The organism is Pseudoclavibacter sp. AY1F1, from assembly GCF_002931075.1.
Classification (GTDB): domain Bacteria; phylum Actinomycetota; class Actinomycetes; order Actinomycetales; family Microbacteriaceae; genus Pseudoclavibacter.
The window spans coordinates 279,362-293,621 of the sequence record NZ_PSTQ01000002.1; the positions used below are offsets into that span (position 1 = coordinate 279,362).

Annotated in this window: 12 protein-coding genes; 4 read left to right on the top strand and 8 right to left on the bottom strand. The window is 67.3% G+C overall.

Features of this window, described 5'->3' with window-relative positions:
* The first annotated feature begins 13 nt into the window (after positions 1-13).
* A complete protein-coding gene (ffh, locus tag C5B85_RS05440) occupies positions 14-1,585 on the top strand; it encodes a signal recognition particle protein (RefSeq protein ID WP_104285013.1) in 1,572 nt (523 codons plus the stop codon).
* 108 nt (positions 1,586-1,693) lie between these two features.
* Entirely contained in the window at positions 1,694-2,470 is a 777-nt protein-coding gene (locus C5B85_RS05445) for a GntR family transcriptional regulator (protein WP_104285014.1), read from the top strand.
* Between the two features lie 65 nt (positions 2,471-2,535).
* Here C5B85_RS05445 and C5B85_RS05450 read toward each other — a convergent pair whose 3' ends face one another.
* The 3 genes from C5B85_RS05450 to C5B85_RS05460 form a co-directional block, all read right to left on the bottom strand.
* Positions 2,536-2,943, bottom strand: coding sequence for a tautomerase family protein (locus tag C5B85_RS05450; RefSeq protein WP_104285015.1), 408 nt, complete (start codon positions 2,941-2,943; stop codon positions 2,536-2,538).
* A gap of 188 nt (positions 2,944-3,131) precedes the next feature.
* Positions 3,132-4,136: a sugar phosphate isomerase/epimerase gene (locus C5B85_RS05455; protein WP_104285159.1), complete on the bottom strand. Its 1,005-nt coding sequence runs from the start codon at positions 4,134-4,136 to the stop codon at positions 3,132-3,134.
* Entirely contained in the window at positions 4,136-5,350 is a 1,215-nt protein-coding gene (locus tag C5B85_RS05460; protein WP_104285016.1) for a Gfo/Idh/MocA family protein, read from the bottom strand. Before C5B85_RS05460 ends, C5B85_RS05455 begins: the two co-directional genes overlap by 1 nt.
* A gap of 130 nt (positions 5,351-5,480) precedes the next feature.
* Here C5B85_RS05460 and C5B85_RS05465 point away from each other — a divergent pair, with 130 nt between their 5' ends.
* Positions 5,481-6,548: a LacI family DNA-binding transcriptional regulator gene (locus C5B85_RS05465; protein ID WP_104285017.1), complete on the top strand. Its 1,068-nt coding sequence runs from the start codon at positions 5,481-5,483 to the stop codon at positions 6,546-6,548.
* 110 nt (positions 6,549-6,658) lie between these two features.
* Here C5B85_RS05465 and C5B85_RS05470 read toward each other — a convergent pair whose 3' ends face one another.
* On the bottom strand, positions 6,659-7,885 hold the full coding sequence (locus C5B85_RS05470; RefSeq protein WP_181064292.1) for a galactokinase family protein: 1,227 nt from the start codon (positions 7,883-7,885) through the stop codon (positions 6,659-6,661).
* Between the two features lie 330 nt (positions 7,886-8,215).
* On the opposite strand from C5B85_RS05470, the gene C5B85_RS05475 reads away from it, so the two are divergent.
* Entirely contained in the window at positions 8,216-9,748 is a 1,533-nt protein-coding gene (locus C5B85_RS05475; protein ID WP_104285019.1) for a DEAD/DEAH box helicase, read from the top strand.
* Positions 9,749-9,917: 169 nt separating this feature from the next.
* Here C5B85_RS05475 and C5B85_RS05480 read toward each other — a convergent pair whose 3' ends face one another.
* The 4 genes from C5B85_RS05480 to C5B85_RS05495 all read right to left on the bottom strand — a co-directional run bounded on the left by C5B85_RS05480 (position 9,918) and on the right by C5B85_RS05495 (position 14,249).
* Positions 9,918-10,589 carry a GntR family transcriptional regulator gene (locus C5B85_RS05480; protein WP_104285020.1) on the bottom strand — a complete coding sequence of 224 codons (672 nt, stop codon included), beginning with the start codon at positions 10,587-10,589 and terminating at the stop codon, positions 9,918-9,920.
* A complete protein-coding gene (locus tag C5B85_RS05485; RefSeq protein ID WP_104285021.1) occupies positions 10,586-11,638 on the bottom strand; it encodes a DMT family transporter in 1,053 nt (350 codons plus the stop codon). Before C5B85_RS05485 ends, C5B85_RS05480 begins: the two co-directional genes overlap by 4 nt.
* Positions 11,639-11,744: 106 nt before the next feature.
* A complete protein-coding gene (locus C5B85_RS05490) occupies positions 11,745-13,370 on the bottom strand; it encodes a sugar porter family MFS transporter (protein ID WP_258070602.1) in 1,626 nt (541 codons plus the stop codon).
* A 6-nt stretch (positions 13,371-13,376) separates the two neighbouring features.
* Positions 13,377-14,249: a sugar phosphate isomerase/epimerase gene (locus tag C5B85_RS05495; RefSeq protein ID WP_104285022.1), complete on the bottom strand. Its 873-nt coding sequence runs from the start codon at positions 14,247-14,249 to the stop codon at positions 13,377-13,379.
* Positions 14,250-14,260 lie beyond the last annotated feature (11 nt).

The following is a 14,260-nucleotide window of genomic DNA, read 5'->3' on the forward strand; positions in this document are numbered from 1 at the left end:
AAATGGGCGGACTATGGCCATTTTCGGGAACCTCTCTGACCGGCTGACGCAGACGCTCGCCGGCCTCCGCTCCAAGGGCAAGCTCACGCCCGCCGACGTCGACGGCACCGTGCGCGAGATCCGTCGCGCCCTGCTCGAAGCCGACGTCGCGCTTCCCGTGGTCAAGGACTTCGCCGCGCATGTGCGCGAGCGCGCCCTCGGCGACGAGGTCAACCGCGCCCTCAACCCGGCGCAGCAGGTCGTGCAGATCGTCAACGAGGAGCTCGTGCGCATCCTCGGTGGCGACACTCGCCAGATCGAGTTCGCAAAGCAGCCGCCGACGATCATCATGCTCGCCGGTCTCCAGGGTGCAGGCAAGACGACGCTCGCCGGCAAGCTGGCCAAGCGGCTCGCGGGGGAGAAGCACACGCCGCTCCTCGTCGCGGCCGACCTCCAGCGCCCGAACGCCGTCACGCAGCTGCAGGTCGTCGGCCAGCAGGCTGGCGTGCAGGTCTACGCGCCGGAGCCAGGCAACGGCGTCGGCGACCCGGTGCGAGTCGCGAAGGATGCGGTCCGCTTCGCGCAGGACAAGCTGCACGACGTCGTCATCATCGACACCGCCGGTCGTCTGGGTGTCGACCAGGAGCTCATGAAGCAGGCGGCCGACATCCGCCGCGCCACCAACCCGGACGAAGTGCTGTTCGTCATCGACGCGATGATCGGCCAGGACGCCGTCGCCACCGCCAAGGCGTTCCAAGAGGGCGTCGACTTCACGGGTGTTGTGCTCTCGAAGCTCGACGGCGACGCTCGCGGTGGTGCTGCTCTCTCCGTGGCGCAGCTCACCGGCCGCCCCATCATGTACGCGTCGACCGGTGAGGGGCTCGACGACTTCGAGGTCTTCCACCCCGACCGCATGGCGAAGCGCATCCTCGACATGGGTGACATCCTCAGCCTCATCGAACAGGCCCAGAAGGCGTTCGACGAGGACGAGGCGATGGAGATCGCCAGCAAGCTGGCGACCGAGAACTTCACGCTCGACGACTTCCTGAAGCAGATGCAGCAGCTCCGCAAGGCTGGCAACTTCAAGAAGATGATGGGCATGCTCCCCGGCATGGGCCAGATGAAGGAGGCGCTCGAAAACTTCGACGAGCGCGAGCTGGTCCGCACGGAGGCGATCATCCAGTCGATGACCACTGCCGAGCGGCAGAACCCGAAGCTCCTGAACGGCTCACGTCGCGCTCGCATCGCCCGCGGTTCCGGCCGCACGGTCACCGACGTCAATGAACTCGTCAAGCGCTTCGAGCAGGCGGCGAAGATGATGAAGACCGTCGCCCGCGGCGGCACCCCGCAGATCCCGGGAATGGGTCCTATCCCGGGTCAGCACGGCGGTCGGAAGGCCGCGGCGAAGGGTGGCAAGAAGAAGCAGCAGGGCAAGCGCAGCGGCAACCCCGCGAAGCGAGCGCAGCAGGCGGTCGAAGAGGCCGCAGCCCCGAAGCGTCCGGGCGGCGCCTTCGGCGGTGCCGGATTCGGGCGGCCAGCCGCAGGCGACGGGCAGCCGAACGAGGCCGAGCTCGAGCAGCTGCAGAAGTACCTGGGTCGCGGCTAGACACTTGCTCACCGTGGCGATGGCTGCGCCTCGCCGCGGGTGGCGGGCGGAACTTCCCGTCGCCCGAGTAGCATTGTCACGTCATCAAGTCGTCCGAGGAGTGCGCCATTGAGCAATGAAGCTGCAGCAACAGGCGAGGCCCGGCTTCCGCTCGGGCTCTTCGTCGGTATCGACCGGTCGAGCCCCGTTCCCCTGTACCACCAGGTCTCGGAGCGTATCGAGAAGGCAATCCGCGACGACACGCTACCCGCGGGGTCGAAGCTCGAGAACGAGATTTCGTTGGGTCACCGGCTTGGGCTCTCGCGCCCGACCGTTCGCCGGGCAATCCAAGAGCTGGTCGACAAGGGCCTTCTTGTGCGTCGTCGCGGTGTCGGCACGCAGGTGGTGCACGGCCCCGTCACCCGCAACGTCGAGCTGACGAGCCTCTTCGAGGACCTCGAGCGCTCCGCGCAGAAGCCGACCACGACGCTGCTCTCCCGTCGCGTGGAGGCGGCCACGCCTGAGCTCGCCGAGACCCTCGGTATCGAAGTCGGGAGCCCGACTCTGCACATCTCGCGCTTGCGCAGCGCCGACGGTGTTCCGCTCGCGATCCTCGACAACGTGCTGCCAGAGCCATTCGTCGAGCTCACGGAAGACGAGCTTGTCGAGCACGGGCTCTACCAGCTGCTGCGTGCCCGAGGCGTGACGATGCGGGTCGCGAAGCAGCGCATCGGTGCCAGGGCTGCCTCCCGCGAGGAGGAGCGTCTGCTCGACCTCGCCGGGGGAGCCGCGGTGCTCACGATGTCGCGAGTCGCCTTCGATGCCACTGGCCGCGCGGTCGAGTACGGCCGCCACTGCTACCGACCTGACCTCTACACGTTCGAGATCACGCTCGTCGAGCGCTGACCTGACGAGAAATGGAGAACGCCCACGGCTCAGCCGTGGGCGTTCCTCGTCTGCGGGAGGGCGTTCTACGCGCGGTTCGGAACCGCGAGCTCGCCCGTGAGGTACTGGGCGCGACCGAAGCCGAAGGTCCAGTCTTCCGGTCCGTTCTCGACGTAGCCGATGAAGACGTCGTTGCCCTCGACGCCGAGCTCACCGAGCGCTTCGGCGATTCGTGCGTACAGCGACTGCTTGGCCTCGGTGGTGCGGCCTCGCTGCGTGAAGATCTGGATCATCACGACGCCGGAGGAGCGGTCGAAGCCGAGCCCGGCATCCTGAGCGATGATCTGGCCGCTCTGGTGCTCGGTGATGATCTGGAACCGATCGCGGGCGGGGATGCCGTACTCGGCGACGATGGCATCGTGGATTGCGTCGGCGATGGATGAGATCTGCTCAGGCGTGCGGCCGGCATTGACGTCGATTCGTACGAGAGGCATGGTGCGGTGTCCTTGGGGTCGAGGGGTGACGCGTGTCGTCGTGCTCACAGCCTAGCGCCATAAGTCCTAATGTCCTAACAAACCATCGTGACGAGTCTGAGAGCCACGAAGGGCCGCATCCGAATGGATGCGGCCCTTCGTGGTCAGGCGCCGAGCTCTCGCAGAAGAGCAGCGCCCAGATCAGAAGGTCAGAGCGACGCCTCGAGCGCCGCGTCGGCGTCGGTCAGCACCTTCGCCGCGACCTCGAGTCCTTCGATGCGCCCGAGCGAGGTGTCCTCGTGCTCGATGTTGACCCACATCTCCGGGTCGACCTCGGAAAGGGCGCGGAGGAACTCGGTCCAGAACTCCGTGTCGTGGCCGCGACCGAGTGCGACGAAGTCCCAAGCCGAGTTCTTCGGCCACTCGTTCGCCCACTCGTCGCCGCCCAGGTTGGTGCGTGGCTCGTCTGCCGACAACTTGCGGAACTGGTTGTCGAGCACGCCGTAGATCGCGGCGGCGTGGTTGACGCGAACGTCCTTCGCGGCGGCATGGAAGACCCACTTGCCGAGGTCGCGGACGACGGCCACCGGGTCCATCTGCTGCCAGAAGAGGTGCGAGGCGTCGAGCTCGACGCCGATGTTCGTCGTACCGGCACGCTCGATGAGCTCGCGGAAGTTCGCCGGGTTGAAAGCGACGTTCTGCGGGTGCAACTCGAGCGCCACCTTCACGCCGTGCTCGCGGGCGAGCTCGTCGATCTCAGCCCAGAACTTCGCCGCGACGTCCAGCTGGTAGTCGATGATGTCGAGCGCCGCCGAGTTCCAGGCGTTGACGACCCAGTTCACGGTGGTTGCGCCCGGCTCGCCGCCGGGGAGGCCGGACATCGTGACGACGCGGTCCTGTCCGAGACGGGCCGCGAGGCGGATCGAACGCCGGATGTCCTCGGCGTGCTTCTCACCGATCGCGCGGTCGGGGTGCAACGGGTTGCCGTTGCAGTTGAGGCCGGCGATCGAGACGCCCGTGCCCTCGAACTGGGCGAGGAACGCATCCCTCGCCTCGTCGCTCTCGAGGATCTCGTCGAAGTTCGGGATGTGGGTTGCCGGGAGGAAGCCGCCCGAGTTGAGTTCGATGCCCGTGAGTCCGAGATCGGCGATGACCTTGATTGCCTCGGGGAGGCTGCGGTCGTGGAGGATCGCGTTGTAGACGCCGAGACGCATCATGCACCTGCCTTCGCGGTGATCGTGCTGGACGAGTCGATGGCGACGGTCGCGCCACCCGCGGCGGCCGACTCGGCGACGGCGCCGAGCAGTTCCATGTTGTGGATGCCCTCGGCGAACGTGGCGCAGCGGGGGAGCGCCTCGTCCTCTGGCACGCCTGCGACCTCTTCGAGGAAGGAGCGCGCCTGGTAGGCGAAGGCGTCGTTCTGTCCGAAGCCGACGCTCGGTGCGTCCATCGCGAGGCCGCCGCCGATGTAGGGGTGATCCGGGCCGAGGATGACCTGGCGGTAGCCGTTCTGCGCGCCCTCGCCGGTCTTGAGGAAGAGCTCGATCTCGGACGGGCGTCGCTGGTCGAAGCGCGCGGCGCCGTTCTCGCAGAAGACCTCGAAGATGAGGCTGTTCGCGTGGCCAGGGGCGACGCGGGAGACCTCGAAGCCGCCGACGCCGTGCTCGAACTTCGCCGAGAAGGCGGCGTAGTCGTCGTTCTCGACGGACTCGAACGTGTCGCTGACTGCCGCGTGGTCGTGGCCGAGTACGGCCCCGAGGGGGAGGGGGCGCTCGGTGATGACGGTGCTCAGGCGGCCGCCGCTGATCTCCTGGATGTCGCCGCAGAGGAACTCGGCGACGTAGGCGAGGTGGCTGCCGACGTCGGCGAGTGCGCCCGTGCCGGGGCCGCCCTTGAAGCGCCAGCTCATGGGAGCCGTGGGGCTGGAAGCGTAGTCGGTCCAGTAGCGGCCGCTGAAGTGAAGAACCTCGCCGAGCGTGCCGTCCTGGATGAGCTGGCGGATGTAGGCGATGCCTGGCGTGCGGCGGAACGTGAAGCCGACGCGTGCGATGGAGTCGGCGCGCTCTGCGGCCTCTGCCATGGCGTAGGCGTCCTCGATGGAGTCGCTGAGCGGCTTCTCGCAGAGCACGTGCTTGCCAGCGGCGAGGAGGCCTTCGACGACCTCGCGGTGCAGGGAGTTGGCGATGACGACGCTGACGACGTCGATGTCGTCGGCGGCTGCGATGGCCTGCCAGGACGAGTCGGTGCGCTCGTAGCCGAAGCGCTTCGCGGCGAGGGCGCCGAACTCCGGGTTGACGTCTCCGATGGAGACGAGGCGGATCTCGGGCAGCGTGGGGCTGTAGAGGGTGGATGCAACGCGGTAGGCCGCGGCGTGTGCGCGACCGGCCATGCCTGCGCCGATGACGGCGACGCCCAGTGACTTGGACATTGGTTCTCCTGTGTTTCTGCGAGGGCTTTTGTGGGTGAGCGCAGGCGACCGACGACGGTGTTGGAGCGCTACACTGGAAGGTAGGTCATGAAATAATGTCCTGTCAAACAATCGAACTCCGGAGTGTCGAATGACCCCATCTCCTCGTCAGAAGAGACCGACGATCTACGACGTCGCCGAACGCGCCGGAGTCTCCAAGTCCCTCGTGTCGCTGGTCCTCCAGAACTCGCCCCGAGTGAGCGACGAGAAGCGCGCCGCGGTGCGCACGGCCATCCAGGAGCTCGGCTACCTGCCGAGTCGGGCGGCCACTGCGCTCGCCGGGAACCGGACACGCGCGATCGGCGTCATGATCGACGACTTCAGGAACCCCTGGTTCGTGGACCTCCTCGAGGGCATGCAGGAGGTGCTGAACGGTCCCGGGTTCCACGTGACGGTGGCCGACGCGAACCTGAACGCGCATCTCGAGCAGTCCCCGACTAGCGGCTTCCTCGCCGCCGGGGTCGAGGGTCTTGTCATCGGCGGTGACGTCGATTCGGTGCCAGCGGAGGGATTCCCCGTGCCGACCGTGGTTGCGGGGAACCGAGCCACGGTGCCAGTTGGTGCAGACCTCGTCGCCAATGACGATGAGGCTGGCGCCCGCCTCGCGGTCGAGCACCTCCGGGCGCTCGGTCACACGCAGATCGGGCACGTCACGGGAAGTGGTCGTGCTGCCGAACTCCGGCGCAGCGCCTATGACGCGGCCATGCGCGAGGCGGGGCTGGCCCCCCGAATCATCGGCGGCACGGGCGTCACCGACCAGGACGAGGGGCGTCGGGCATCTCGTGAGCTGTTCGAGCGCTGGCCGGAGACCACCGCCGTCTTCGCGGCGAACGATGTCATGGCGCTCGGCGTCCTCGGAACGCTCGATGAGCTCGGGATGCGCGTGCCGGCGAACGTGTCGATCGTCGGCTACGACGACTCGCACCTCGCGGGAGCCGACCACCTGTCGCTCACCTCAGTCGACGACCGCAGTGCCGACGTCGGGCGGGTCGCCGCGGAACTCCTCCTGGCCCGTATCGACGGGCGGCTCCCGAGTGCGAGCGAGCTGACCGCCTCGAGTGAGCTGACCGTTTCCGGCGAAACTTGCGGGGTCCGCAGGCTCATCCAGCCGACGCTCACGGTGCGCGGGTCGACGTCGGTCGCGAGCCGCTCAAGCTGAGTGCCGCGGGCCAGGCGGTCAACGGTCGCGAGGGTTGCGCCTCAACGGTCGCGAGGGTTGCGCCTCAACGGTCGCGAGGGTTGCGCCTCAGCGGTCGCGAGGGTTGCGCCTCAGCGGTCGCGTCTGGCGCCGGCTTCGGGCTCGAAGGAGAGCACAAGCGGCGCCTCCCACCCTTGCTCGGCGTACGCGCTCAAGACGCTCTCGCGCAGCTCGTCGACCTTGTCGACGGGGTGCATGACGAACACAGAGCCTCCGAGGCCAGTGCCGGTCATGCGCGCGCTCGCCGCTCCGAGGTAGGTTGCGAGCTCGACCGTGAAGTCGATTCTGGCGGTCGAGACCTCGAAGTCCTCGCGCAACGACGTCTGTGATGCCGCGAGCAGGTGATTGCGTTCCTGGGGTGACTCGCCCGTTCGCATGAGCTTCGTGAACTCGAGCGTGCGGGCGATCTCGGAGACGACGTGCCTCGCGCGTCTGAACACGACCTCGTCGAGTTTATCGGCGGCTGCGTCGAGCTCGGCTGGCCGTACCTCTCGCAGCGTTTGGAAGCCGAGGGCTTCCGCGGCCCTCGCGCAGTCGTCGGCCCTCGCCGCGAACTCGGCCGACCAGTTCCGGTGCGCCTCCTTGGTGTCGATGAGCACGCGCGCGAGGCCCGAATCTGCTGAGCTCGTCGCGGCGAGAATGGAGACATCCGAGCCGCGTGCATCGAAGAACACGTCCTCGTCGCTTCGAGCCGCATGCACCGTGATGTGGTCGCTCAAGCCGCCCGGTGCACCGACGATCTCGGCCTCAGTCTGGCGCCCGATCTCGGCGAGCTCCTCGACGTTCATGCCGAGGCCCCAGAAATCGTTGAGCGCGGTGCTGATCGTCGCGCAGATGGAAGCCGAGGAGGCGAGACCCGCCCCGATGGGGACATCCGTCGTCAGGAAGATCTCGAGCCCTGTCCCGAGGAAGAAGGGGACACCAGGGTCGGTCTCGTCGCCGTCGCCCCGTGTGCCCTCAGGTGGGTTCTCCCGCGCGAAGCGGAGCATGCTGGCCACCGTCCCGAGCGGGTAGGCGCGCCAGTCTCGAGCGGGGATCTCCGAGGAGATGGACCTCAGGTCGGTGACGGCTTCGTCGGTCGAGAGGTCGGTGACGATGCGGATGCGACCATCCTCGCGCGGGGCGATCGCCGCGCTCGAGCGGAGCGGGATCGCGCAGGCGTAGCCGACCCCGTCCTGCAGATCGGTGTGATCACCCATGATGCTGACCCGGCCGGGCGCTGACCAGACGCCGAGGGGCTCGCGTTCGAACGCGGCTCGAAAGCCATTGCAGACGATCGTTGTCAGGTCTCTGCTCATATCGTCACCGTTTCTCGGGCCTGGGCGATCGGTGTCCGCCCGGTGTGTGCGCAGGGTGATTCTAATAAAAGTGTCCTGAATGACCGCCGAAACACGCATCCACGGGCCTTCCTTCTGGTTGGGAGCGGTGTGACGTGCTAGGGTCTACAGCTTGTGGGTCCTATTTCCCACGATCGTCGTACCGTTTGTTGTTCGAGGGCACCTTTCCTGCCTCGGCACGATTTCACGAGTTGCGGCGAACGGGCACATTCGCCCGCATCATCGCCGCAAGAGCGCAGCACACGAGTGTTGTGCGTTCTCTGCGTGCCGATTGAAAGGCAACACCTCCATATGACGGAAACAACCTCAACTTTCGCCGAGCTCGGCGTCCCCAAGTCGCTCGTGAGCGTGCTCGATGCAGCAGGCAAGCACGAGGCATTCCCCATCCAGCAGTCGACGCTTCCCAGCACTCTTGCTGGCCGCGATGTGCTCGGACGCGGCAAGACCGGCTCGGGTAAGACCCTTGCCTTTGCTATCCCCCTCGTCGCACGCCTCGCCGGCGCGGTATCCGGCGGCAAGCGCCGCCCGGGCCGCCCGCTCGGCCTCGTGCTGCTCCCGACCCGCGAGCTCGCGACCCAGGTCGCCGCGGTCATCGAGCCCCTCGCCAAGGCCGCCGGCCTCACGGTGACGACTGTCTTCGGTGGCGTCTCGCAGCGCCCACAGGAGACGGCATTCCGAGGCGGCGTCGACATCGTCGTGGCCTGCCCCGGCCGTCTCGACGACCTCATGAAGCAGCGCATCGTCAACCTCGACGCGATCGAGGTCACCGTGCTCGACGAGGCCGACCACATGGCCGACCTCGGCTTCCTGCCCGTCGTCACGCGCATCATGAACGCGACCCCGCAGAGCGGCCAGCGACTCCTCTTCTCCGCCACGCTCGACAACGGCGTGGACAAGCTCGTCAAGAAGTTCCTGAACGACCCGATTCTGCACTCGGTCGACGAGTCCAACTCGCACGTCGCCGCCATGACGCACCACGTCTACGAGGCGGAGACGCCCGAGGCGAAGACCGCGCTTGTGCACGCTCTCGCGAGCGGAAAGGGCCGTCGCATCATGTTCATGCGCACCAAGCACCAGGCGAAGAAGCTCGCGAAGCAGCTCACGGCGTCCGGCATCCCGGCCGTCGACCTGCACGGCAACCTGTCGCAGAACGCCCGCGACCGCAACCTGGCTGCCTTCTCCGGTGGCGAGGTCAACGTGCTCGTCGCAACCGACGTCGCCGCCCGCGGTGTGCACGTCGACGCCATCGAGCTTGTTGTGCACGTCGACCCGCCCGCCGAGCACAAGGCGTACCTGCACCGCTCCGGCCGCACGGCCCGCGCAGGCTCCGAGGGTGACGTCGTCACCCTCATGCTCCCGAGCCAGCGCAAGGACACCGAGATGCTGCTCCGTCGCGCCAAGATCGGCGTGACCCCGCAGCGCGCGAACGTCAACTCGCCCTTCGTGGCCGAGCTTGTCGGCGAAGTCGCCCCGACCGTGCGCCCCGTTCCGGGCGGACCGGGATCCGGCAACGTTGAGGTCAGCCAGGGCCGCGGCACGTCGCAGGGCGCCAACGCGCGCCGCAAGCGTGACGCTGCACCGGCACGAGGCGGAGCCGCCCGCGGTGGCTCCAGCAACGGTGGCGGCCGCGGCCGCGCAGCATCCTCCTCATCGCAGGGCTCATCCGCGTCGCGTCCAGCGCGCGGACAGGCTGGCGAGGGTGCGGCTCAGGGTCAGCGCCGCGGCGAGGGTCGCCCGCGCCGCGCAGGCGCCTCTTCGCCTGCAGCACCGTCGCGTGGCGGCGAGCGCGGCTCGCGTCGCGCCAGCTGGTCGTCCGGCCAGTAAGCAGCAGCAGAAACGCAATATCCCCGAACGGGCGGTCCGAGCAATCGGCCCGCCCGTTCGGCGTTTGGCCCCGTCTCCCGTGCGCATCCACACGGGAGATGCCGCTTCGATTGCGAATGAAGCTGCATTTCTCGTGTGGATGCACAGGGCACCGTGCAGGTGTGGTGCGTCAGGTGAGGGAATCTGCCACCAGGTGGGCTGTGAGGGCGTCGAGGTGGGTGCGGACGGCGGCCGGACCCTCGCGCTCCAGGAGACGCAGGTAGTCCTCGTGGTCGTCGGCGAGCCCCGCAGCGCCGTAGTGCTCGTGGGCTCCGGCGAGCAGCAGCCGCACTTCGCTTTCGAGGGAGCGGGCTGCCGTGCTGATCCGTGGGCTTCCGGCCGCGTCGATAATTGCCTGGTGCACGGCCGCGTGCGCCGTCTCGACGAGTCGCCAGGAGTCGGGGTCGTGCGCCTCAAGCTCGCGCACTCGCGCGATCGCGGCGAGGATGGGCCGCCGCACCGCGTCAGGCCATCCTTGGGGGTGCCTGGCGTTCAGGATGCGCACGGCTTCTGACTCGAGGGCGCAGCGCAGGTCCTGCATGGCGCGGATCTCCGCGTCGTCGAGCTTCGTGACCTCGACCCCCTTGTAGGGCGCGGAGTGGACAAGTCGTTCGGCGGCCAGGGCGGCGAGGGCCGTGCGCACCGTGTGTCGCGAAAGCCCGAATTCGGCCGCGAGGTGTTCTTCGCGCAGCGACTGGCCGCGGGCGTAGCTCCCCTCGAGGATCCGCTCGCGAAGCGTCGTGGCGAGCCTCGAGGCGGCGGTCGGTCGTGGCGAGTGGTCAGGCGCTCCTGCGTGTGTCATCGTGGCTCCCGCTCCGTCGAATCTGCGTACGGATGGGTGCTCGGGGTAGTCGGGGCCGTAGTCGTCGCCGTGTCGGGCGCGGCTAGCATTGTCTTCGCCGCTGCCGCTCGTGGCGTGAAGACTCTCGTGGATCCCAGCACCAGCACGACGATTCCAGCCGCCAGGACCGCGAGCCCGAGTCCCTCGAGCGCTTCGAGCTGCTCTCGAAGCACGAGCAGGCCGAGGATGCTTGCGGTCAACGGCTCCGCGAGTGTCAGCGTCGACACTGTCGCGGCCTGCAGCTTCGCGAGCCCCGCCCCAAAGCAGAGGTAGGCGATGGTCGTCGTGACGATGCCGAGCCACGCGGCGGTCACGAGGCCGGACGGGGCGAGCATCCACTCGGCACCGCTCGCCAGCAGGAGGGGGATGCTCATGACACCTGCGACACCGAAGACCGTGCCCATGGTGACGTCGGCGCTCCAGCCTCGGTTCATGAGGGCCTTCGCCGAGAGGGTGTAGATGCTGTAGCTCGCGCCAGCACCGATGGACGCGGCTATCCCGCCGAGGTTCGCGCCATCCGCGTCTCCCGCGCCAGCGGCCGCGATGAGCGCTACGCCGAGGACGGCGATCGCGGTTGCGACGCCCCAGCTCATGCCCGGGAAACGACGCTCGAGCGCCCACTGCAACATCCCGGTGAGGACGGGTGCCGACCCGAGCGCGAGGACGGTGCCGACGGCGACACCGCTGCCGGCCGTTCCCGCGAAGAAGAGCGGCTGGTAGAGGAGTACCCCGAGTGCTCCCAGGGCGACAAGACCGAGATGGGCACGGTTCAGGGGGTGGTGTGCGGTCGCTTGGGCAGTGGCGGTGGCGGTGGCGGTCGCGGTGTGGGCTCGAGCGGTGCGTCGGCGCAGGACGGCGACGAGCGCCCACGCGCCCAGCAGCGTTCCGCCGAGGGCAAGGCGGGCGGAGCCGAGCGAGAACGCGCTCACGTCCGGTGAGCCAAGGGCCTGCACGGTCCCGGTCGTGCCGAAGCAGACGGCGGCGAATAGGACGAGGAGGAGAGCAGTCACCGGGAGATTGTTACACAATCTGCCGTCTTGTGGTGGCTGTGGCAGAAACGAGCGGTGGGCTCGGCCGAATCGGCCGAGCCCACCGCTCGTTGTTGAAAGTGTCGAGCTACTTCTTCGCAGCCGGAAGGAAGATCGCTCCGGTCGTGACGTCCTCATCCAGTGCCTCGAGCGTGCGGCCGCGGGTCTCCGGGATCTGCGTTGCGACGAAGATGAGCGCGACCACATTCAGCGCGCCGAACAGGAAGAAGGTTCCCGTGATGCCCATGCCGTCGACGAGCGAGGGGAAGTACAGCGAAAGGAACCCGTTCGCGACCCAGAGGAAGAAGATCGAGACGCCCATGCCGATACCGCGCATGTGCAGCGGGAAGACCTCGGACAGGTAAACCCAGACGGCCACGTTGAGGAACGTCTGCATCGACCCGACGAAGGCGACGACGAGGAACAGGATGACCCACGGGCGCAGCGGGTTGCCGACCTCGAGGAGCATCGAAGACAGGCCGATGAGCAGGTGGCAGATCGTTGTCAGTGTGAAGCCGATGATGAACGTCTTGCGGCGGTCGAACTTGTCCATGTAGGAGAGTGCGATGAACGCACCGACCACCGCGATGACGCCCGGCGCGATGTTGGCGATGAGGGCCGCGCTCGAGTCGAAGCCGGACTCGATGAGCACGATCTGGCCGTAGTACATGATCGAGTTGATGCCCGTGAGCTGCTGGGCGACACCGAGTCCGATGCCGATGAGCAGGATGCGGAGGAGCCACTTGTTGCCAAGGATCGCCCTGAAGCCGACCTGCTTCTCGTTCCCCTCTTCGATCGCGACCTTCTCGACCTGAGCGAGTTCTGCTTCAGCGCGCTCGGGGGAGCGGACCGTCTTGAGAACTTCGAGTGCCTCAGCGTCGCGGCCCTTCTCGACGAGCCAGCGGGGCGACTCTGGCATGCGCAGCATGCCGAAGAACAGGCAGATTGCCGGAATGGCGCAGATGGCGAACATGATGCGCCAGACGCCGTCGAGGTGGCCGAGCGTGTTGCCGAGGATGGCGTTGATGATGAAGGCGGAGAGCTGGCCGATGACGATGGCGGCTTCGTTGCGGCCCGAGATGGACCCGCGGATCTCGTACGGCGCTAGCTCGGCCAAGAAGACCGGGACGACAGTTGACGCGCCGCCGACGGCAAGGCCGAGGAGGATGCGTCCGACGACGAGTACTTCGAAGTTCGGGGTGAAGACGACGACGAGTGTGCCGAGGAAGAAGAGCACGGCGAGCATGATGATCGTCTTGCGGCGGCCCCAGCTGTCGGAGAGGCGGCCGCAGAAGATTGCGCCGATGGCCGCTGCGAAGACGAGGGAGCTGGTAACGACACCCTCGGTGAGGGGTGTGAGTCCGAGCTCTTCGGTCATCGGGTTCAGGGCCCCGTTGATGACACCCGTGTCGTAGCCGAAGAGGAGACCGCCGAAGCACGCGACGATCGAGATCAGTCCGAGCCGCGAACGATGCGGCCCTGCTGTGAGGGGCGGAAGTGATTTCTCGGCGGTGTTACCCGCCGGATGCGATGAAGCCATTTGGACGTCCTTGTCGTGGATGCTGCGAGGTGGAGCAAGGTTGTGCGGTGCTGCGAGGCGCGTTTTCTGCGAACGCGTGTCTTGATGATAACCGAAGAATGACAGGATGTGAATATGTCCTGACAAATTGGTCAGGGGCAAGTGTGGCCCCGCAGCTCGGAGCTGCGGGGCCACACTGGGTCAGGAGGAGGCGACAAGCTCCCTGATCTTCTCGAGCTGGAACTTCGAGACTTCGTCGGCCCGCTCGTCCTCTGCAAAGACGTTCGAGACGATGAGCGCGTCCGGGCGATCGAGGTATCCGACCTGCTTGAGGGTTGCGAACAGCTCAGCGAAGTCGACGTCGCCGTCGCCGATCCGCAGGTGCTGGTGGATGCGCGCCTCGTTCCCTGGAGGGTTCGAGATGTAGCGCAGCCCGTGCGAACGGTGGTGGTCGAACGTGTCCGCGGTGTACACCGCGCCGAGGCGCTCTCCCAGCTCGGGCAGGAGGGTCGCAGCCCGGTCCCCGTAATGGAAGGTGTGCGAGGCGACGTACACGAAGCCCACGTTCTTGCTGTTGAGGCCGCGGATGACGCGCCACCCCTCGAGCCCGTCCTCGACGAAGTCGTTGGGGTGCGGGTCGATGTTGAGCTGGATGCCCTCGCGCTCGAGGATCGGCAGGAGCGTCTCCATGGAACGGTGGAAGGCGTCCTCCGACTCGTTGAACTGCGAGGGCTCTCCGCTGAACTCGGTGTTGATGACCGGGATATCCAGGAGCGAGGCCAGCTCGATGACGCGAGTGAAGTTGCGAACGGCCGCGAGGCGACCCGCTTCTTCCGGTCCGGAGATGCGCTGGACCGGAAGGATCGCGGGGATCTTCACTCCAGCATCCGCTGCCCGTTTCTTGAACTTCAGCGCGTACTCGTCGTCGGCCGACGGGTGGCGGAAGAACCACGAGAAGTCGGGGTGCGGCGTGATCTGCAGGTACTCGTAGCCCAGGCGGGCCGCGATGTCCGGGAAGTCGAGGAAGCCGGCGTCGTGGTGGAACGGCGTCGGGTCCAACGCGATGCGAACCATGGGTGTGCCTC

Coding starts and splice junctions, on each gene's coding strand:
- C5B85_RS05450 (WP_104285015.1), bottom strand. CDS start 2,943: ATGCCTCTCGTACGAATCGACGTCAATGCCGGCCGCACGCCTGAGCAG.
- ffh (WP_104285013.1), top strand. CDS start 14: ATGGCCATTTTCGGGAACCTCTCTGACCGGCTGACGCAGACGCTCGCC.
- C5B85_RS05455 (WP_104285159.1), bottom strand. CDS start 4,136: ATGCGTCTCGGCGTCTACAACGCGATCCTCCACGACCGCAGCCTCCCC.
- C5B85_RS05475 (WP_104285019.1), top strand. CDS start 8,216: ATGACGGAAACAACCTCAACTTTCGCCGAGCTCGGCGTCCCCAAGTCG.
- C5B85_RS05470 (WP_181064292.1), bottom strand. CDS start 7,885: ATGAGCAGAGACCTGACAACGATCGTCTGCAATGGCTTTCGAGCCGCG.
- C5B85_RS05480 (WP_104285020.1), bottom strand. CDS start 10,589: ATGACACACGCAGGAGCGCCTGACCACTCGCCACGACCGACCGCCGCC.
- C5B85_RS05465 (WP_104285017.1), top strand. CDS start 5,481: ATGACCCCATCTCCTCGTCAGAAGAGACCGACGATCTACGACGTCGCC.
- C5B85_RS05460 (WP_104285016.1), bottom strand. CDS start 5,350: ATGTCCAAGTCACTGGGCGTCGCCGTCATCGGCGCAGGCATGGCCGGT.
- C5B85_RS05495 (WP_104285022.1), bottom strand. CDS start 14,249: ATGGTTCGCATCGCGTTGGACCCGACGCCGTTCCACCACGACGCCGGC.